Origin of the sequence: Lactobacillus sp. Sy-1, assembly GCF_019303535.1 — a bacterium.
Taxonomy (GTDB): Bacteria; Bacillota; Bacilli; order Lactobacillales; family Lactobacillaceae; genus Nicoliella.
This window is the reverse complement of sequence record NZ_JACCIU010000001.1, coordinates 953,518-973,915: the sequence shown is the minus strand read 5'-3', so window position 1 is coordinate 973,915 and position 20,398 is coordinate 953,518. Positions and strand designations below refer to the sequence as shown.

18 protein-coding genes are annotated in these 20,398 nt (G+C 39.6%); 1 reads left to right on the top strand and 17 read right to left on the bottom strand.

Annotated elements, in window-relative coordinates:
* Positions 1 to 7: 7 nt before the first annotated feature.
* The 12 genes from HZL42_RS04080 to rpsU form a co-directional block, all read right to left on the bottom strand.
* Entirely contained in the window at positions 8 to 3,220 is a 3,213-nt protein-coding gene (locus tag HZL42_RS04080) for a KxYKxGKxW signal peptide domain-containing protein (protein WP_219054397.1), read from the bottom strand.
* A 240-nt stretch (positions 3,221 to 3,460) separates the two neighbouring features.
* Positions 3,461 to 4,564, bottom strand: a complete 1,104-nt coding sequence (gene rpoD / locus HZL42_RS04075) for an RNA polymerase sigma factor RpoD (protein WP_219054396.1) — start codon at positions 4,562 to 4,564, stop codon at positions 3,461 to 3,463.
* 15 nt (positions 4,565 to 4,579) lie between these two features.
* Positions 4,580 to 6,442 carry a DNA primase gene (gene dnaG / locus HZL42_RS04070; RefSeq protein ID WP_219054395.1) on the bottom strand — a complete coding sequence of 621 codons (1,863 nt, stop codon included), beginning with the start codon at positions 6,440 to 6,442 and terminating at the stop codon, positions 4,580 to 4,582.
* Between the two features lie 137 nt (positions 6,443 to 6,579).
* Positions 6,580 to 8,658 carry a glycine--tRNA ligase subunit beta gene (gene glyS, locus HZL42_RS04065; RefSeq protein ID WP_219054394.1) on the bottom strand — a complete coding sequence of 693 codons (2,079 nt, stop codon included), beginning with the start codon at positions 8,656 to 8,658 and terminating at the stop codon, positions 6,580 to 6,582.
* 1 nt (position 8,659) lies between these two features.
* Positions 8,660 to 9,586, bottom strand: a complete 927-nt coding sequence (gene glyQ / locus HZL42_RS04060) for a glycine--tRNA ligase subunit alpha (RefSeq protein ID WP_219054393.1) — start codon at positions 9,584 to 9,586, stop codon at positions 8,660 to 8,662.
* Between the two features lie 283 nt (positions 9,587 to 9,869).
* Positions 9,870 to 10,631: a DNA repair protein RecO gene (recO, locus tag HZL42_RS04055; RefSeq protein WP_219054392.1), complete on the bottom strand. Its 762-nt coding sequence runs from the start codon at positions 10,629 to 10,631 to the stop codon at positions 9,870 to 9,872.
* 16 nt (positions 10,632 to 10,647) lie between these two features.
* Entirely contained in the window at positions 10,648 to 11,553 is a 906-nt protein-coding gene (gene era / locus HZL42_RS04050; protein ID WP_219054391.1) for a GTPase Era, read from the bottom strand.
* A gap of 4 nt (positions 11,554 to 11,557) precedes the next feature.
* Positions 11,558 to 11,959 (bottom strand): diacylglycerol kinase family protein, encoded by a 402-nt coding sequence (locus HZL42_RS04045; RefSeq protein WP_219054390.1) that lies wholly within the window; start codon positions 11,957 to 11,959, stop codon positions 11,558 to 11,560.
* On the bottom strand, positions 11,943 to 12,416 hold the full coding sequence (ybeY, locus tag HZL42_RS04040) for an rRNA maturation RNase YbeY (RefSeq protein ID WP_219054389.1): 474 nt from the start codon (positions 12,414 to 12,416) through the stop codon (positions 11,943 to 11,945). The genes HZL42_RS04045 and ybeY overlap by 17 nt, the downstream gene beginning before the upstream one ends.
* 12 nt (positions 12,417 to 12,428) lie before the next feature.
* Positions 12,429 to 13,403 carry a PhoH family protein gene (locus HZL42_RS04035; protein ID WP_255552559.1) on the bottom strand — a complete coding sequence of 325 codons (975 nt, stop codon included), beginning with the start codon at positions 13,401 to 13,403 and terminating at the stop codon, positions 12,429 to 12,431.
* 133 nt (positions 13,404 to 13,536) lie between these two features.
* On the bottom strand, positions 13,537 to 13,980 hold the full coding sequence (locus tag HZL42_RS04030; protein ID WP_219054388.1) for a GatB/YqeY domain-containing protein: 444 nt from the start codon (positions 13,978 to 13,980) through the stop codon (positions 13,537 to 13,539).
* Between the two features lie 71 nt (positions 13,981 to 14,051).
* The gene (rpsU, locus tag HZL42_RS04025; RefSeq protein ID WP_219054387.1) at positions 14,052 to 14,243 is read right to left on the bottom strand and encodes a 30S ribosomal protein S21; all 192 of its coding nucleotides are present in this window, start codon (positions 14,241 to 14,243) and stop codon (positions 14,052 to 14,054) included.
* Between the two features lie 168 nt (positions 14,244 to 14,411).
* Between rpsU and HZL42_RS04020 the strand changes: the two genes are divergently transcribed.
* Entirely contained in the window at positions 14,412 to 15,230 is an 819-nt protein-coding gene (locus HZL42_RS04020) for a pyruvate, water dikinase regulatory protein (protein WP_219054386.1), read from the top strand.
* A 38-nt stretch (positions 15,231 to 15,268) separates the two neighbouring features.
* On the opposite strand, the gene HZL42_RS04015 is transcribed toward HZL42_RS04020, so the two are convergent.
* The 5 genes from HZL42_RS04015 to HZL42_RS03995 all read right to left on the bottom strand — a co-directional run bounded on the left by HZL42_RS04015 (position 15,269) and on the right by HZL42_RS03995 (position 20,394).
* A complete protein-coding gene (locus HZL42_RS04015) occupies positions 15,269 to 16,183 on the bottom strand; it encodes a deoxyribonuclease IV (protein ID WP_219054385.1) in 915 nt (304 codons plus the stop codon).
* A complete protein-coding gene (locus HZL42_RS04010; RefSeq protein ID WP_219054384.1) occupies positions 16,176 to 17,399 on the bottom strand; it encodes a CDP-glycerol glycerophosphotransferase family protein in 1,224 nt (407 codons plus the stop codon). Before HZL42_RS04010 ends, HZL42_RS04015 begins: the two co-directional genes overlap by 8 nt.
* Positions 17,400 to 17,413: 14 nt before the next feature.
* Positions 17,414 to 18,223, bottom strand: a complete 810-nt coding sequence (locus HZL42_RS04005; RefSeq protein ID WP_219054383.1) for an ABC transporter permease — start codon at positions 18,221 to 18,223, stop codon at positions 17,414 to 17,416.
* A gap of 15 nt (positions 18,224 to 18,238) precedes the next feature.
* Positions 18,239 to 19,363, bottom strand: a complete 1,125-nt coding sequence (locus tag HZL42_RS04000; RefSeq protein WP_255552558.1) for a CDP-glycerol glycerophosphotransferase family protein — start codon at positions 19,361 to 19,363, stop codon at positions 18,239 to 18,241.
* Between the two features lie 152 nt (positions 19,364 to 19,515).
* Complete coding sequence (locus HZL42_RS03995) at positions 19,516 to 20,394, bottom strand: YitT family protein (RefSeq protein ID WP_219054381.1); 879 nt, start codon at positions 20,392 to 20,394, stop codon at positions 19,516 to 19,518.
* Positions 20,395 to 20,398: the final 4 nt, after the last annotated feature.

Genomic DNA, 20,398 nt, shown 5'->3' with positions numbered 1-20,398 from the left:
ATTGCTATTATTTATTTTTTCTATTCTTACGCTTGTAAATGCCAAACATAATTCCAGATAATGCAATCATAATTGCACCCAATTCAAAAAGACGCGTTTGTTTTTCGCTAGTTTGAGGCAATCGATGACTAGCTTTAAATTGATGGTTTTTGCCATTATCAACATGGTTAATAACTGCTGAACTGGATTTAAGTGAAGTTGCTGCCGCAGAATGCGATAAAACAGATTCATGCAAACCAGCCGAATTATCACTATTCCCCTTATTCGCTAAAATTGACACTTCATTAGCATGATTCCCATCATTCGAACTACTTCCTGCACTTGAAGAACTAGCTACCGCAGTAGAAGTAACGCTATCACTCGAGGAACTAGTGCTTGATGATGAACTAGCATTGCTAGAACTACTACTCGTTGAACTAGCCGAAGGCGTAACACTATTGCTAGCGCTTGAAGAACTAGTACTTGATGATGAACTAGCACTGCTAGAACTGCTACTCGTTGAACTAGCCGAAGGCGTAACACTATTGCTAGCACTTGAAGAACTAGTGCTTGATGATGAACTAGCATTGCTAGAACTGCTACTCGTTGAACTAGATGCTGGTGTAACATTGCTGCTAGCACTGGAAGAACTAGTACTTGATGATGAACTAGCATTGCTAGAACTGCTGCTCGTTGAACTAGATGATGGCGTAACACTATTACTAGCACTTGAAGAACTAGTACTTGATGCCGAGCTTGAACTAGAACTGCCACTTGAATTAGAGTCAGAACTAGATCCTGGAACCGAATTACTATCAGCAGCACTGGAAGTTAGCGAACTAGCTGCCGAAGCAATTGAATCTAATTGAGCACCTGCGATTGACATTGGTTGGATATAGCTAATAGCTAAGCTAGCCGCACTCTGAGCAATTGAAGTGTAATAATCAACTGCTGTACTATCTGATAATGCTGCTTGATGCGCACTATCAGCGGCAGCTGAAAAGCTAGTTGCACTGGATAACGTTTCATAATATGAAGATAATGACTTATTATCGCTCACGTTGTAACTATTAGCGGCGGTACTAATGGCGTTACTAAATGAATTATGATTAGAAACTGCCGCTTGATTATCCGAACTTAGTTTATTGATTGCGCTAACTGCAGCTAAGTAGGCACTTGCAGCCGTACTATTAGCATCTGAAGCAGCCTGATTCAATGAAGTCATCGTTGATTCAATTAAAGTTGCTTCACTAACTAGCGAATTCATCGTCGAGTTCCCACTGTGTTGAACTGCCAAGCTGGCAATTGCATCTGACTGTCCCTGAGCGCTAGCATAATTAGAACTAACCACATTGGTTGCTGAACTAGCTTGATTGGCGGCTGTACTAGCAGCACTGCTAGATTGAGCTTCTACAGGATTGGGGAATGAACTAAGGCTGCTTGCATCAATCCAATTAATATCGTAGGTAAACGTACTATTATTAAATCCAATGAAGCTATAAAGATTATTATAAACCCCGATATAAAGTTGAAATTGATAGCTAACCGTTTTGGGAAGATTATCAGCACTAGCAGTGAAAGCATACGTTTTAACTGCTGGGTAGAACCCTGCATCTTCCAAGTATTGTTCAGGGTAATAATTGCTCTTATCAATTTTAGATTCCGGATTTTCAACTGTATATGAATTAACAGTTAACCCATCACTCGGCTTAGTATAGTTAGTTAATTGATCATCACTTAATTTACCAAAAGCAAAGTAAGCATTCTTTCGATTACTAGGATCAGTCTGACTATCATCTGCATCCCCAATATAAGTTGCATCAAATGGTGCGCCATCAGTTTGGGCATCCAAACTAATGTAACTATTAGGAACGACGTAGGTAGTTTGCTGGTTGTCAGTTGGCTTGATTAAAGTAATCGTCTTAGTAAAGTTTTGATTATTAGCATGGTATAAATTAGTAATAACCGTTCCTGCCATCCCAGAAAAATCAGAAATCTGATTATAATTAATGGAAATTCGATAGTTAACCCCATTACTACCAGTATTATCAGTTTTCCAATTAGAAATATTCGGGAACTTCGGTGTGTTTGCTACCCACTGATTGTTTGAATTCTCTGTCCATGAATTAACAACCCTTTTAAGAATTGAAATGTCAGTAATCTCATTATGATCTAGATTAATGTTCCATAAATTGGGCATCGTAATATTTTCAAACGGATTAACATCCACAATGTTATTGTAGCTTAAATCAAGACTAGCTAACTTTGCTAAATTCCAGTTAGTAATTACACTTAAATCCGAAATATTATTGCCACTCAAATTCAAAGTAGTTAGATTGGGCACATACTGTGTTCCTGAATCCTTTAAAAATGTCAGTTGATTACTTTGGATATTATCATTGGTTAACGCTAACGAAGTTAAATTGGTTAGTTTAAAAATCGGTGTGAGGTCACTTACCTTAGATAAGTCAAAACCACTAATGGTCAGCTGCTGCAACCCGCTTAAGTTTGCCAAATCACTTAACGTACTAATGGAGCCATTAGCACCCGCGCTGATTGACAATGAAGTAATCCCACTAACGTTATCCATGGTGGCAACACTTCCATTAAGGGCTGTACTAACCGCATTAGAAACTACTGAATCTGAAAATGAAAGCGACCCTGAATCATCAGCTAACCGATTTTCAAGAGCTAAATCGCTAGCGCTACTGGGATTAGTACTGACTGAATTAGAATCATTGGTAGCACTAGCATCTAAAGCAGCACTGGATGAACTGGAACCATTGGTCACACTGGTATCCGAAGCAGCACTACTAGTTGTACTAGCACTGCTGGTAACACTACTATCTGAAGTCGCACTAGATGAACTAGAATTATCGGTCACATCAGCATTCGAAGCCGTACTACTGGTTGTGCTGCTACCCGTAGCTGATCCATCATCAATTTTACTATCACTCGATGTGCTTATAACGCTTGGGGAAGCGGAAATAGTTGAATTAACAGTGTCAACGTTGCTACCTGAGGAGCTCACAGACAAATTATTATTGTCAGATTCAACTCCACTACTATCTTCTCCAGACTGACTAGTCGCATGGCTAGTAGTTGCAAGACTATCAGCATGAGCCGAATGATGTCCCGAAACCTGAAATCCAATTGCAACAATTCCAGTAGTAATTGCTGTAAAGACCCACCGTTTTTTCGATTTATACATCCGGTAGTTAATTTTTATTTTATTGTTCATTAATATCTCCATTATCTAAATTATCAAAAAATCATTTAACATTAATATAAAATTTATTATTTATTTCATAGTATAACGTTTAATCTATTAAAACAATATTTCCAAGGATAAAATTGAAAGCGATTTATTATTAATCAAAATCATTAGTGTAAAATCTAATAGTACAAAATCATAAATTTTATACTAATTATAGCAAAATAAAAAAAGAAGAACAACGCGTTCTTCTTTTACGTAATTAAACTATAGGAAGTCTTTTAGTTGCTTACTTCTTGATGGGTGGCGTAACTTTCTTAACGCCTTTGCTTCAATTTGTCTAATCCGTTCTCTAGTAACCCCAAAAACCTTACCAACTTCTTCTAGGGTTCTAGTACGACCATCGTCAAGCCCAAATCTTAGTCGTAAGACGTTTTCTTCCCGATCAGTAAGGGTATCTAAGACCCCTTCTAGCTGTTCCTTTAGTAGTTCATAGGCAGCGTGATCAGCTGGACTAGTTGCATCTTGGTCCTTAATAAAGTCACCAAGATGGGAATCATCCTCTTCCCCAATTGGCGTTTCAAGCGAAACTGGTTCTTGAGAAATCTTTAAGATTCCACGAACCTTTGAAGTTGGCATGTCCATTTCAGCACCAATTTCTTCTGGCGTTGGTTCTCTACCAAGGTCTTGAAGGAGTTGTCTTTGAATCCGAATTAACTTATTAATCGTTTCAACCATGTGCACTGGAATCCGAATCGTCCGAGCTTGATCAGCAATCGCACGCGTAATTGCCTGTCTAATCCACCAAGTTGCATAGGTCGAGAATTTGAATCCCTTCCGATAATCAAACTTTTCAACGGCTTTCATTAGCCCCATGTTTCCTTCTTGAATCAAGTCTAGAAACTGCATTCCACGACCAACGTAGCGCTTAGCAATTGAAACCACTAGTCGTAAGTTAGCTTCTGCTAACTCTTGCTTGGCTTCCTCATCACCATTTTCAATTCGCTTAGCAAGTTCAATTTCCTGTTCGCCCTTTAAAAGCGGAACCCGACCAATTTCCTTTAGGTACATTCTAACCGGATCATTAATTTTAACCCCGGTAGGTGCAGATGCACTGTTATTTAATTCTTTTTTAGTAACGTCATTAGCTGCCTTTAAGGCTCTTGGGTCTGGATCCCCATTCTTATCAACGACACTGATTCCGACATCTTCAATTTTACTTAGTAATTTGTTAGAAGCTGATTCAGTTAACTTAAATGGCACGATAATCGTATCATTTAATTCGTCGTAGGTAATGTGACCCACTTTTTTATACTTTTTAACTAATGATTTTAATGATTCTTTGTATTCTTCTGTTTTTTTGTCAGCCATTTAAAAGCCCCCCATTTAAGATTGATTCTTATCAGCTTGTTTTTGCTTAAGTTGTTGAAGTTCAATCAATTCCATTCCAACCTTAATTTGCTCTTTTAAATTCCCAGTTCTGGTCGCCTCTGCCAATTGATCCTGCTTAGCTTTAATTCGATTTTCAAGCGGCGCTTCATTCATAATTATATTAACATAATCATCAATTTCACCATCATAACTTTGCTCAGAAACTGGTAAATCCTCTAGCTCAATTACGATGCGCTTAAGTGGCTCCTCCTTAATTGTGTCAACAAAATCAGCAACCTCATATTGATCATGGGTATTAAAATAACCCTCAGCAAGCATGTATAGCATTTGATATTCATCAGTCGCAAAACAAAAGCCATCAATGCTAGTCACTTGCAACCAAACATCATGACTATGAAGCATTCGATACAACAAGAACTGTTCAGCACTCTCAATTTTAGTAATTTTACGAGTGGTTGGCTGATCTTGAATCAAGGCAATCTGTGAATCATCAATCTGCTTGTGCTCGTGGTATTGCTGATAGTCACGTCTTTGGCGATTCTGAGTGGCTATGATTGCACTAAGTTGATCCAATAACGCTTGCTTATCAACATTGAACTGTTCCACCAACTGATTCACGTAAACATCACGTCCAACCGGAGTATCAATTTTAGCAATTGCAGCCAACGCATCGTTCAAATACGCTACCCGATCTTCATCGCGCTTTAAGTTCCGGTGTAACTTTAAAAACCGTAACTTAAACGTAACCGGACTTTCTCGGGCTGACTGGACTAAGTTTTGGAATTGTTCATCACCGTTTTGCTTGCGGTATTCGTCTGGATCGACTCCCGCAGGCATTTGAATCACGCCCAATTTTAACCGTGACTGAGACAACGCATCGATTGCCCGATTAATTGCTTTTTGTCCCGGCTCATCCCCATCATAACAAACGTAGAGTTGATCAGTCATTCGTTCAATTTGGTGAATTTGTTGGTTGGTAAAACTAGTTCCCATCGAAGCAATTCCATTTTTAACCCCAGCTTGAAAGGCGGAAATTACATCCATAAAACCTTCAAAAAGAATCACGTCCTTAGTCATTCGAACGGCAGCCTTAGCTTTATCCAAATTAAACAAAACATCCCGCTTACTAAAGATCTTGGTCTCAGGACTGTTCAAATACTTAGCTTGACTAGCCGCCTTATCCAACACCCTTCCGGAAAAAGCAATTGTCTTTCCTGATTGGTTACGAATGGGATACATCACCCGGTTGAAAAATCGATCAGAAAGCGCCCCTTGATCATTTTCAATAAACAATCCGGACTGCAAAAGCAACTGCTGGTCAATCTGTTTTTGCTTTAAAAACGGCTGTAACAGATTTTCCTGTGGTGCAAAGCCTAATTGAAATTCATTGATGGTTTCATCACTTAATCCACGCGAATGTAAATACTTCAGGGATGGTTCCCCTAACTTAGTGTTAACCAAAATATGATGATATAGCCGGGCAACCTGATCATAAATTGAAATCAACTGGCTCTGGGTCTGGTCTTGATGTTGACTCTGGTTACTAAGTGACTGAGTATACTGATCTGGAATCTCAATGTTTTGCATTCTAGCAACTTCCATAACCGCTTCTGGAAATGAAATGTTCTTAATTTCGGTCAGAAACTTAAAAACATTTCCCCCCCGACCACAACTAAAGCAATGAAAAATCTGTTTATCTTCAGACACTGAAAATGAAGGTGTCCGTTCTTCGTGAAACGGACACCGACCAAATAGATTTTTACCAGCCTTCTTAAGTTGAACATATTGACTGACCACGTCCGTAATATTAACGCTATTTCTAACGTCTTCAATTACTGCTTCTGGGATTCTTGCCATTTCAACACCCCATTAAAAATCAATCTAATTCTTAAAAGTCGCACCTTGAATACATAAGATGCGACTTTTAATCCGATACAATAAACACTTATTAATATAGTATCATATTCATTTTTAAATCAAAAGCAAATTGATTTTTATTTTACAATTAGTTGATCAATGGCACTGAACCAGTTAATTAGGTTGGAGATTAATACCATTTGCTTTAAGTGGTTATTTTTAACTGCTTCATCCTTGTCCATAACCATGGTTTGGTCGAAGTAGTCATCAATTGGTGCTGCTAACCCGGCAAGTTGTTCATATGCAGTTAATGGTTTTTCACTAACAAAATGATCTTTAATGTTATTAACAACATCGTACAATGCTTTTTCTGAATCGTTAGTGAATAGGAATGGATCGATTTGAAGATCTTCGTCTGCAAAGTCAGCTTTAACGGAAATCTTAACCACCCGTCCTAACGCTTCAACGATGGCCTTAAAATGATCACCATGGGCTTTTTCTGATAATACCTTTGCACTATCTAGCATGTACAAGACATCGTTATTAGTAGCGTTTACGGTTGCATCGATAATATCATGCCGCACGGATTCGTCTTGAAGGACATTTACGACCCGGTCCTTAATAAAATCAATTACCGCATTGATCTGAGCATTTTGATCTAAATCAGGCGCCTTATCCGCTCTTTGTTCATCAATGATGAAACTTTCCATTGTATCAGCAAGTGGTAGTGACCAACCGTATTCATTTAAAATTCTAACAATTCCAATTGCCTGTCTTCTCAATGCGTATGGATCATTGGACCCAGATGGAACCATGCCTGCGGCAAAGAACGTCATAATGCTATCGAACTTATCAGCTAGCGCTAATGCTGCCCCAACAGCAGTTTCTGGTAGCGCCCCATTAGAAGAAGCTGGTAGATAGTGTTCTCTAATTGCAGTTGCAACGGCCGGTTTTTCACCCTTCAATAGGGCGTACTTTTCACCCATTACCCCTTGTAATTCAGAAAATTCGCCGACCATTTCAGTAACTAAGTCAAACTTGTAAATTTGAGCCGCCCGCTTAGCATCAGCAGTTTGTTCTGCGGTTAAGCCCACCTGCTTAGCAATTTGTTCCACAATAATTTGGACCCGTTCCATTTTTTCATAAACGGTGGAAATTTTATCATGGAAACTGACCTTCTTCAAACGGTTCACAAAGAAATCAATTGAGTGCTTTTGATCTTCATTGTAGAAGAACATTGCATCTTCCAAACGAGCGGTAAGCACCTTTTCATTTCCACTAATCACGTTTTGAATATCATAGTCGTTCCCATTTCTAACCGCAACAAAGTGGGGCAATAGTTCCCCTGATTGGTTTACAACGTAGAAGAACCGTTGATTATCACGCATCGAAGTGATTAGTACCTCAGCAGGAATTGAAAGGTACTTCTTGGCGAAGTTCCCAGCAAACACCGTTGGCCATTCCACTAAGTTATTAACTTCTTCTAGTAAAGAAGGGCTTACCTTTACGTCCCAATCCTTATCAGCAGCTAGTTTAGCGATTTGGGATTTAATGTTATCCTTTCGCTTATCAGCATCAACGATTACAAATTCCTTTTCCAGGTCAGCTTCGTAATCAGTAGCGTTTTTGATTTCAACATCATGGCCTAAGAAACGGTGACCACGGCTAGTCCGTCCAGCATCAACGTCTAAGATGGAAAATGGCACCACTTCACTGTCTAAAACGGAAACTAGCCAACGAATGGGCCGAATGTATTCAAGATGATAAACGTTCCACTTCATTCTAGTTGGGAAGGTCATACTAGTGATAACATCTTTGATTTCAGGAAGTACTTCTGCCACTGGTTTTCCAGCAATATGTTTTTCGATATATACATACTCAGTTCCCTTCACCGTCTTGAACTCGATGTCATCTGGATTAGCACCCTGCCCCTTTGAAAATCCGATTGCAGCCTTGGTCCAATTTCCATCAGCATCTTGAGCAATTTTCTTGGCAGGCCCCTTTACTGATTCATCAATATCGGTCTGCTTATCTGCTAAACCACTAATTTGTAAGGTTAGTCGTCTGGGGGTAGAAAATGGTTTGATTTGATCAAACGTAATTCGTTGTTCTTTCAAAAAAGCACTGGCCCGTTTTACTAACTGCTTGATGCTAGGTGTAACAACGTGAGCAGGCATTTCTTCTAATCCAACTTCTAATAAATAAGTATGTGCCATCTTATTTGTCCTCCTTGTCATCTTTTAGTAATTCTTGGCGTTTCTTTTCATCCTTGATCAATGGAAAGCCTAGTTTACGACGTTCTTCAATGAAGGCCTTGGCAACTGACCGCGCCATTTTTCTAATTCGGGAAAGGTAACCCGCCCGTTCAGTTACTGATACTGCACCACGAGCATCCAAGAGGTTAAAGGTATGGCTACACTTAAGAATGTAATCGTAAGCAGGATGCACCAATCCATTTGCAATTTGCTTATGGGCTTCCTTTTCGTAGGTGTTAAATAAAGTCAATAGCATGTCTTGGTCGCTTTCTTCAAAGCTGTATTTGGAGTGTTCAAATTCTGGTTCCTTGAAGATATCGCCGTACTTTACTCCGTAACCCCAATCCAATTCAAATACGTTATTAACATCTTGAATATATGATGATAATCTTTCAAGTCCATAGGTAATTTCAGCGGCAACGGGATCCATTTCTTGGCCCCCCACGACTTGGAAGTAAGTAAATTGAGTAACTTCCATTCCGTCGAGCCAGATTTCCCAACCAACACCGGCACACCCCATGGATGGGTTTTCCCAGTTATCTTCGACGAAGCGGATGTCATGTTCAACCGGGTTAATCCCCAGTTCCTTTAAACTGTCTAAGTATAGTTCTTGAATATTTTCAGGAGATGGTTTCATCAACACTTGAAATTGGTGGTGTTGGTAGAGTCGGTTAGGGTTTTCACCATACCGACCATCAGCTGGTCTTCTAGATGGTTCTACATATGCGGCGTTCCATGGTTCAGGCCCAATTGCCCGTAAGAACGTGTATGGGCTCATGGTCCCAGCACCCTTTTCGGTGTCGTAAGCTTGCATTAATAAACAACCTTGGTTTGACCAATATTGCTGAAGTTTTAAAATAATTTCTTGCATTGACAATTTCTTAGTCATTGAATACTCCTCCTAAATAATGACGGCATAAAAAAAGCCTATGTAAATAACATTCCGTTATTTACATAGGGACGATTTGTTCGCGGTTCCACCCTACTTCTAATCCATTTAGATTAGCTACTTTCAATGGTTTCAGTTCCAAAAGCGCCAAATTATAATTATCCCCCAACTAGTTCTCACTAAGCCTAGCCTCACTGTAAAGCGATTAATCATAACCCTCTTTTTTCATCACCGATATATATTTATCCTAATCATAATTTACGATTCTTAAAAAGTCAATTGTTTAGAACCCCATTTGACTGATTTCATCCAAAAACTTTTTACTCTTCAAATGAATTCCAACCGTATCTTCATAAATACTATCTAATAGGTTCCTTAACTCGTTTTTGGTTCCTTTGCCAACCTTAATTGAGCGAATTTGTTTAAGGTTAACCACCGAAAACTTCTGGAGGTAAAAGACAGCTCGTCGCCCTAATCCAAACCTTCTAGGATCTAAGTGCCAATGGCGTTGACACAATAACCCATTGTAGGGTGCTGAATAATCTAGTGGCAGATTGGTTTCATGGCAAACCACGCAGTCCTTTAACCATGGTTGAACTCCAAATAGCTCCAACAATTGAATCTCAACAATATTGGTAATAATTGCTGGATCCACCCTCTGATCAATAAGGGCGAGGGCGTAATAGAGTTGGTTAAACCAATGGTGGTTAACCTCGCCCTCCGGCAACGCGGTATCAATTAAACTCATCACGTAGGTAGCATAGGCATTCAAAACGATGTCGGCACTAATTTGAGTGTAGTGGTGCGTAGTTAGTGGCTCACGAATGTATGAAAGGCCCTGATCTGAAATCGTCCCCTCATACTTCCCGTAAGTGAACGGTAGGATATCAGCGCTCATTTTAAAGCCCTGCTTTCGGCCCCGCCGAATTAGAAACATCTTGGTCCCAAATTCATTGGTAAAGAACTTAACGAGCATGTCATTTTCACGGTAATTCTTTCGGTATAATAAAATTCCGTTAAACGGAACGTTTTTCCTAGTGGCCAAATTCACCACATCCTAATTAATAATCCTTCTTTTTGTAACCGAGTTCTTTCAAAACGGAACCCTTGTCACGCCAACCTGGTTGAACCTTCACCCAAAGTTCCAAGAAAACCTTGCTCCCTAGAAGATCTTCGATGTCCTTACGAGCCAGGGTCCCAATTTTCTTTAACATGGCACCCTTTTTACCAATTACAATTCCCTTTTGACTATCATGATCCAAAATAATGGATGCTTGAATCGTAACCTTTCCATCATCATTAGCCCTGATTTTCTCCACGTCAATCGCAACTGAGTATGGAATTTCCTGTCTAGTTAATTGAAAAATCTTTTCCCGGATTAACTCAGCAACGATAAAGCGTTCAGGATGGTCAGTTACCTGATCGGCTGGGTAGTACTGAGGCCCGGTTGGTAAATGATACGTTAAGTCGGTTAGTAATTCGTCAACGTTATTGCCCTGCAAAGCGGAGATTGGAAATACCCCGGCCCAGTCCAGGGCCCGTTTATAGGTATCCATAATTGGTAATAGATCGTTCGGATTAACCTTATCAATCTTATTAATCACCAGATAAACCGGTTGCTTAACTTCTTTTAGTCGGTTAATGATGAAGTTATCCCCGGCCCCCCGTTTTTCAATGGCACTGACCATAAATAACACTGCATCGATGTCTTTTAATGCTGACATGGCAGATTCTTCCATAAAGCTCCCTAATTGACTCTTAGGTTTTTGAACCCCGGGAGTATCCAAGAAGACAATTTGGGATTCATCAGTGGTATAAACCCCCTGAATCTTATTTCTAGTTGTTTGTGCTTTATCACTCATAATGGCAATTTTTTGGCCAATCACCCGGTTTAAAAAGGTTGATTTTCCAACGTTAGGCCGTCCAACAATGGCAACAAAGCCAGATTTAAAGTTAGGATTATCCATTTACTTACCTCCAGGGCATTAATTTTAATAAAAGCGGAACAAATACAATTAAACCAATTACAGAAGCTAAAAAAGCGGTCAGCAAAACCCCACCAGCAGCAATATCCTTAGCTTCCTTTGCCAGTTCACTATATCTATCACCAACTAACATATCCACCACCCGTTCAACGATTGAATTAATCGTTTCTGCGAATAACACGATAAAAATTGATAGGACTAACCATAAATAGTCATTCAGTGAAGCCCGCAAAAGAAACGCCCCTAGTAAGACTGCCAGCGCACTAACCGAGTGGGCCCGAAAGTTTCGCTCCGAAACTAATAGAACCCGTAAACCATTTAGTGCGTGAAAAAGGGACTGGTAAAAATGGTGGTTTTTGCCAACCTGCTTGTTATCTTTTAAGCCCATATGAATCCATAATCTTTCTTTGAAGTGGGAACATTACCGCCTCATCCTCAGGTTGCATGTGATCATAGCCATTTAAATGTAAAAAGCCGTGGACAACTAAAAAGCCTAGCTCACGGTCGTATGAATGTTCTAAGAAATCAGCCTGTTCAGCAACTTTATCTACCGATACAAAGATATCACCTAAATTTTCGGGAATTTCAGCTGCCATTTCGGGACTCATTTTAATATCATCGTCGCCATCTTCAATCGCAAAGCTAATTACATCGGTCGCTCGGTCAACGCCACGATACTCACGGTTAATTTCTTTGATACGGTCGTTGTTTACCAAAGTCACTGACATTTCAGTATCTTCACGTAGTTTTAGGTACTTTCCAGCATATTCTAAAACATCCTTGATTAACTGGACGTCCTTTGGGTCCGCCCCATCTTTGGTATCATCATAAATTTCTAAATCCATTTAATCTATCCTCTATTTTTTGGTGTCATCGAAACTTTCATATGCGTTAATAATTCTAGCAACCACTGGATGTCTCACCACATCGTCAGCTGAAAACGCAACGAAGCGAATGCTTTTAACGTTTTGTAGAATTTTTTGGGCTTCAACCAGTCCACTAGTGGTGTGTCTAGGTAAATCGATTTGCGAAATATCTCCATTAACAATCATCTTTGATTCAAAACCTAGCCGCGTCAAGAACATTTTCATTTGAGCACTAGTTGTATTTTGGGCTTCATCCAAAATAACAAAGGCATTGTCAAGGGTCCGTCCCCGCATATAAGCAAGCGGTGCAACTTCAATAATCCCCTTTTCTAGCATTCGATTGGTATGCTCAGCCCCTAAAATAGAATAGAGGGCATCGTAAATTGGTCGCAAATATGGATCAATTTTTTCCTTCAAATCACCGGGTAAGAAACCTAAACTCTCCCCAGCTTCCACTGCGGGCCGGGTCAAGATAATTTTTTCAACGGTTCCCCGTTTGAGGGCTGCAACCGCCATTACCACGGCTAAGTAAGTTTTCCCGGTCCCAGCGGGTCCAATCCCAAAGGTAACATCATTTCTTTGAACCGATTGAACGTATTGACGTTGGCCAAAGTTCTTAATTCTAACTGGATTGCCCTTGATGTCCTTGATCAATACTTGGTTGTATAAGTCTTTAAAATATTCTAGCGTGCCATTATTAGCCATCTTCATGGCACTAACAAAGTCGCTGTCATTCAACCCAATTCCACTGTGAATGAGATCAACCATGTTTTTAAAAATAGCGAGTGTATTCTTCACTTTTTCGGAATCGCCTGAGACCTTAATCTTAGTCCCAAAAGCGTTAATTGATACGTCCATTCCTTCTTCTAATAAAGTGACAAATTTATTTTGTGATCCTAATAATGCAGGTTCATCGTCTAAATTACTTAAAACGAAACTATCAGTTATAACATTATCATCAATCAAATTATAATGCTCCCTTACTTTACTATTATATTAAATGATACCCAAATATTAGCATAAAAAACGCAATTACAAAAGAAGATACCCCTGTTGATTATGTATGACTGGGTGAATTAACACCCAATTAAGATCGATATTACTGAAGCAGCGTCTTAACCGCCTTATTCACTAACGTCCCGTCTGCCTTCCCCTTTACCTTTGGCATTACGGCACCCATGACCTTACCAAAATCACCCTTGCCAGTAGCACCAACTGCAGCGATGGTGTCCTTAACAACTTGGTTAATCTCAGCTTCTGACATTTGTTCTGGAACGTATTTATCCAAAACCTTTAGTTGTGATTCTTGTTCTGCAACTAAGTCGTCTCTGTTCCCCTTCTTAAATTCTTCGATGGATTCTTTACGTTGTTTATATTCCTTCATTACAACGTTACTTTCTTCATCGGGGGTTAAGTCATGACCTAACTTAACCCGTTCATTGGTTAGGGCCGACTTTAGTAATCTAATTACTCCGAGGCTTTCCTTATCGTGAGCCTTCATTGCAGCCTTTAAATCAGTGGTTAATTCATCGTTTAAACTCATGTCCGTCATCCTTTTCAAATATATTTAAGCACTAAAAAACGCTCCTGAAACAACAGGAACGTTTTTATAGATTAGAAGCTACGACGCTTTTTGCTGTTGCGTTTTCTTGCTGCTTCGGATTTTAATTTACGTTTTACGCTAGGTTTTTCGTAGAATTCACGTTTACGGTATTCACGCAATGTACCACTCTTTGAAACGGTACGCTTGAAACGACGAAGAGCATCATCAAGAGATTCGTTTTTACGAACGACTGTTTTTGACATATGAAAATCCCTCCCTCCGAGCTCAAAATACAACTACTTTGATATCATGAAATAAAAACATAATATAATAGTTCTTAATAATTATACCTAACAATTAATTTACAGTCAATAACTCTGAAAAAAAATTCAAATATGCTAGAATAAATTTATATCAATAGGAGGATTCCCATGAAAAATATAAACGTATTTATTATCTCAGATTCAAGTGGTGAAACGGCCTTTTCAGTTGCTAGGATTGCCGTCTCCCAGTTTCCAGACGTTAAAGTCAATTACCAACGGTTTCCATTTATCCAAACTAAATCAATTCTAACCGGCATTTTAAAAATGGCGTTGGAAAATAATGCCATCATTTTTCACACCCTGGTTAACGAAGAATTGAGCAGTATGATTCGTACCTTTGCAGCCCAAAATAACCTCTACAACTCAGATTGTCTCCAGAACGCTTTATCAGTTGTTAGTGAACGAACTGGGGACACTCCCGTCCGAGTTCCAGGACTAGTGCATGATTTAAACGATAAGTATTTCGACCGAATTGCCGCCATGGAATTTGCAGTTGCGAATGATGACGGTAAAAACCCTAGTGACTTGACCAAAGCAGACATAGTTATTTTAGGGGTTTCTAGAACTTCTAAGACCCCCCTCTCATTGTACTTAGCCAATAAGAACCTCAAAGTTGCAAACATTCCAATTGCGCCTAATACCCAGCTACCAGATCAAATTTGGGACGTGGATCCGAACCGAATCTTTGGCCTCACTAATACCCCGAAAGCATTGAAAAAGATTCGTCGAGCTAGAATGATTGCATATGGATTGAGCCCAGATACACCATATTCCGATCCAGAAAACATTAAGGCCGAACTACAATATGCTAAGGACTTGTACAAAAAACTAGGTTGTTTAGTAATCAACGTTTTTAATAAATCAATTGAAGAAACGGCAACCATTATCATGGAAAGTTTAAACCTAGATACAAATAATCGCCATTAAAAAAATGCAGACCAGTAAACCTGGTTTGCATTTTTAATTTAGAATGGTTTTTGGTTCAAAATGTCATCAATTAAATTAGGATCAAACTTTTGTTCAGTTAACATCTTCACTTCATATCCATGTGGTGAAAATTTATGCTTACCATCTTCCGATTTTACCATTGGGGTTTCCATAATCTTAGGCACAGTCGTTAATTGGGGATGATGAGCAATGTAATCCAGTGCATCGAAGCCAATCGTTCCTAACCCAATAATTTCATGACGATCCTTATGACTCCCCATTTCATTTTTAGAATCATTAAGGTGCACCACCCTTAGCCGTTCGATTCCAATGACCTTATCAAAGTGGTCTAACACCCCATCAAAGTCATTTTTAACATCGTAGCCAGCGTCGTTAGTATGGCAAGTATCAAAAGTTACCGACAGCTTTTCGTTTAAATGCACTCCATCGATAATTTGTGCTAGTTCTTCAAACGTCCGCCCAACTTCAGTTCCCTTGCCAGCCATTGTTTCTAAGGCAATCTGGGCTTTTTGATCTGGTTCGATCACTTCGTTTAACCCCTTAACAATGTTTTGAATCCCAGTCGCTGCTCCAGCACCTACGTGGGATCCCGGGTGTAAAACAATTTGTTGTGCTCCAATGGCTTCTGAACGTTTGATTTCCTGTTTTAAGAACTGAATCGCAAATTCAAAGTTATGGGCCTTCGCCGCATTAGCTAGATTAATGATGTATGGTGCGTGAACCACGGTTGATAAAATGCCGTGGTCCTTCATAAATTGTTTTCCTTCGTCCGCCCTTAATTCGTCAATTGGTTTGCGCTTCGTATTTTGTGGTGCTCCGGTATAAACCATAAACGTATTTTCACCGTAGCTAAATGCTTCTTCAGCTGAACCTAAAAACATCTTTGGACTCTTCATACTTACGTGTGAACCGATTAAAAATTGATCATTCATAAACTTCGCCCCTTATTATTTTGACAACTTGTTCTGAAGAATCTGCTGATTCCCAGCTGCAAAATTTTTCTCTAAACAGTTTCATTTTATCATATTCATTTTTAAAAGTGCCATCAACTGTATAACGAGCTAACTGATCAAAGAATTGATCCTGGTTAGTAGTTAGTGGCCCGGGTAATTCAGTTTGGTAGTTAAAATAAAAGCCCCGGAGTTGATCACGATAGTGCTCCAAATCATAACTATAAAATAGCATCGGTCGATTTAAGTTTGCAAAGTCAAACATTACTGAAGAGTAATCAGTGATTAATAAATCGGTAATTAAATAAATCGAGCTGATGTCTTCATCCGCTAAAATCCGAACTCGGTCTTCAAACCCGGTGATGTTAATGTGGTCCTTAATCAAATAGTGGGGACGAATAATTAAGATCGTATCATCAGCCACTACCTCAAAAAAGCGTTTTAAATCGAACGGTAACTCAAATTTGTACTGACCCCTGGTAATGTATTGATCATCCCGCCAAGTCGGAGCATACGTAATTACATGAGCAGTGGAATTGCCGAGCAGTTCTCTTTTCAAGCTTTGAATCGCTATTTTATTATTATCAGAATACAAAACGTCATTTCTAGGATAACCAATATCCAAGAACTGGTTATGAAATTGAAAGGCCCGTTTAAAAATCACCTTTGAGTACTGGTTTGGGGCAATCAAGTAGTCCCAACGCCTAGTTTCGGCAACAAAGCGGCGGTGGTACTTAGTCGTATCAGTCCCAGGCATCTCAACGTTATCAATATCGACCCCTAATTTCTTAAGGGGCGTCCCATGCCAGGTCTGAATATAGGTAGTCCTACGATTCTTGCGCCACCAAGCCGGCATCCGTGAGTTAAACACCCAAAACTCAGCCCGCGCCATGTACCAGACCCAACTGGGCATAAACCTTTTTAGGAGTTTAATTTCTGGGTACTGTGCATGTAATTCGTTATATTTATCCGGCTTGACCGCAAAAAATGTGGTTTGGGCAAATTTAGGATCATCCCGAACTAGCTGCCGATAAATCGCAGCTGGATTATCATTAATGTCACGGCCATTAAAGCTATCAAAAATGACTACCCCTTTTTTTACCGGTAAACAAATAAACCCATCGTTAATAACGATGAGTCCATAACGAATCACAATCTTAACCATTTTAATCATCTTATTAATGAATGAATTAAGCATTTGATTCCTCCAAATTAAATTAAGTCAACGAAGTGGGATCTAAACTTGTAATGTAAGTGGGCCCCAACCAACAAGAAGAATGCAACGAATAGCCAGAAGATAATCGTTAGGGTTGGGTGTTGCCAAAACCAGGCTTCTGAAAACATCGATTCTCTAAACCCATTAACAATGTAGAAAAATGGATTTAGTTGTAAGATCCGTGCGAATGCTGGCGGAAATGCATCGGTCTGAAAGTTAAATAGCACTCCAGACATGTAGAAGAGCATTCTCATTACTGATTGTAGTAAAATGCGGTAATCCCGGACCAAAATCGAGACGGTCGAATTAAAGATTCCAAAGGCCACTAGCCACATGATCATTGCAAAGAAGTAGTAAATCCACTGGAACCAATAGATATTAGGGGTAATTCCACCCTTGAAAAATCCGATGACAATTGAAAATACCAGCATCGTCCAAAATGAACTGAGGTTACTTATGATCTTAATGGAGGGCAAGATACTAACCGGAAACTTCATCTTGGAAACCATTCCAACCTGTTGGTAAATACTCTTCGATGAATCCAAGGTAACACTGTTCATAAAGAACCAGGGAGTAATTCCGATCACCATCCAAGAAAGGTAATCAACACCTTCGGAAGCCCCCTTCTTAAGTCCAATCCCAAACACCATCCAATAAATGGCGATTTGAATTAGAGGGTAGAGGTATTCCCAAACTAGCCCTAGATAATGGCTTTGATAATCCGATTTATCTTGGTACCTAGAAATTCTAAACATAATTCCCAGATTGCCTAATTGCTCTTTAATTAACGTTCCAACTTCTTTCAAGTCGTTGACACTTCCTTATCTATTTTCAATATATCTATCAATGACCCGCTTAGTAGCCTGGCCATCATTATAAGTATTCCAATGCTGATTAAAATTAGTAAAATCGGTTTTAGCATTTTGCTTAATTGCAGCTGCTAATTCAGCCGATGTTAAAATTGGTTTTGATGGTAACCAGTTCAATAAGTCGGACTGAATTCCCGGATTTTTTTGGTACTCTGCTAAGTCAAACATAAAGAATAGCATCGAGTGGGCATTAGGTAACAAGCTGTAATCAAACGCAACTGATGAGTAGTCTGTAATCAAAGTATTAGTAACCGATAGTAAGTCGGAAGTGGATAGCTGGTTATAAAAGTGAATCCGATTACTACCAGACTTAAGATTTTCAGCGGCCAATTCAGCTTCCTTATTTTTTAACAATGGATGGAGCTTGACCACTACTTCCGCAGCTGGATCAACCGTAATCGCCTCTAGTAAATCAGCCGGAGGGGTAAAAGCCAGCCCATCCCGGTAGGTCGGCGCGTACAGAATCACCCGTTTATCTTTTAACTCAGGTGCCACTACGTACACCCGACTTTGCGCATGGGTTTGCCAATCCGCTTTAAAGAACCGATCCGAACGCGGATAACCCAGCATTTGCATCCGTTCAAAGGGAACGTGGTAACTATTTTCAAATACCCGGCCCATCGTTTTGGATGCGACAACATATTCATCAAATTGGTTATACACGGACTGAAAGCGGTGCTGGTCTGATTTACTTCGCTTCGCTGTCATTGGATCAGCCCAACCAAATTTTTTAATCGCCCCATTCGCATGCCATAATTGGATAATCTTCAGCCCACTAGAGTGGACTAAGCCCCCTAAGAATGGGTAGTAGTTATCACAAAAGACCAGTCGTGACGACATGATGATTGGCAACAACTTGAAGGCGAAGGACAACCCCTCTTCGAACTGATAGGTAGTGATCCCAAACGCCTCTAAATCGGTCGCACCCGCTTCCGTATCAGGTTCATACAGCACAATTAATGATTGACCACTAGGCAGTTCTGATGCCATCCGCTTGATCAAGCGAAGGTTGTTATCAAAACTCATTATGTAGACGACATTATTTTTTTGCTTAAAATAAAGACATAACGAAATCATCCTAATCAACCATAAATACAATACCTTCACAACTAAGTCACCATCATTCCCTCAAAATAAAAGTCCTAGATAATACAATTGGATATTATAACATAATTAAAATTAACAAACATTAAAATTTAAAGAAATCTAAGCATTCAACTCTAGTTCAATTACTTCAACTTGGGCTCCCAGAACCGCCCGATAATTTTAACGATTGGTGAGATGGTCGTGAATGCAGCCGGATCGGATTCATTCATTGCCTCTTCAAATTCTGCCATTTCATATCTTGAAACCACGGTGAATAGAATCGTTTTAGTATCGTGATTATAGGCCCCTTCAGCATGGTGGACAATTGTGATTCCACGACGAAGGTGATTTTGAACACTATCGGTTACACTCTTGGGACGTTCTGTAACAATCATTACCTGCAACAATTGCTGTCTGGTATAAGTCAAATCAATTATCTTAGCATTAACCACTAGTCCAATCGCAGAGTAAAATGCGTACGGCCACCCATACGCTAATCCGGCCGCTACCACGATAAACACGTTGAACGTGATGTTAACATTTCCAATCGTTTTACCAGTTTTGCGCCGGATGACAATCCCTAAAATATCCAACCCACCGGTTGAAATGCCGTTTTTAAGTGAAATTCCGGTTCCAAAACCATTTACGATCCCCCCAAAAATGGCACAAATAATTGGGTCATTAGTTAAGTAAACCGGGTGTAAAGTCTTAATCATAAAACTGGCGAGGAAAACCGCCACCACTGTAAAAATGGTAAATTGATGACCAATTTGCTTCCAGGCCAAGACAAACGTTGGAATGTTCAATAAAAACAGTCCGATCGCAGTTGGAATCGTAAACGGAAGGTAGCGGCTCGACATGGTATCAATCAATTGGGATAACCCCGTATATCCAGACGAGTAAATGTGTCCGGGAGTCCAAAAAAAGTTCATGGCAACCGAAACGGTAATTGCATAAAAAAACGCCATTGAGGCTTTTGCTAAGTACTCGTGTCGTTCAAATAGCAATCGCATATCATCCATCTTG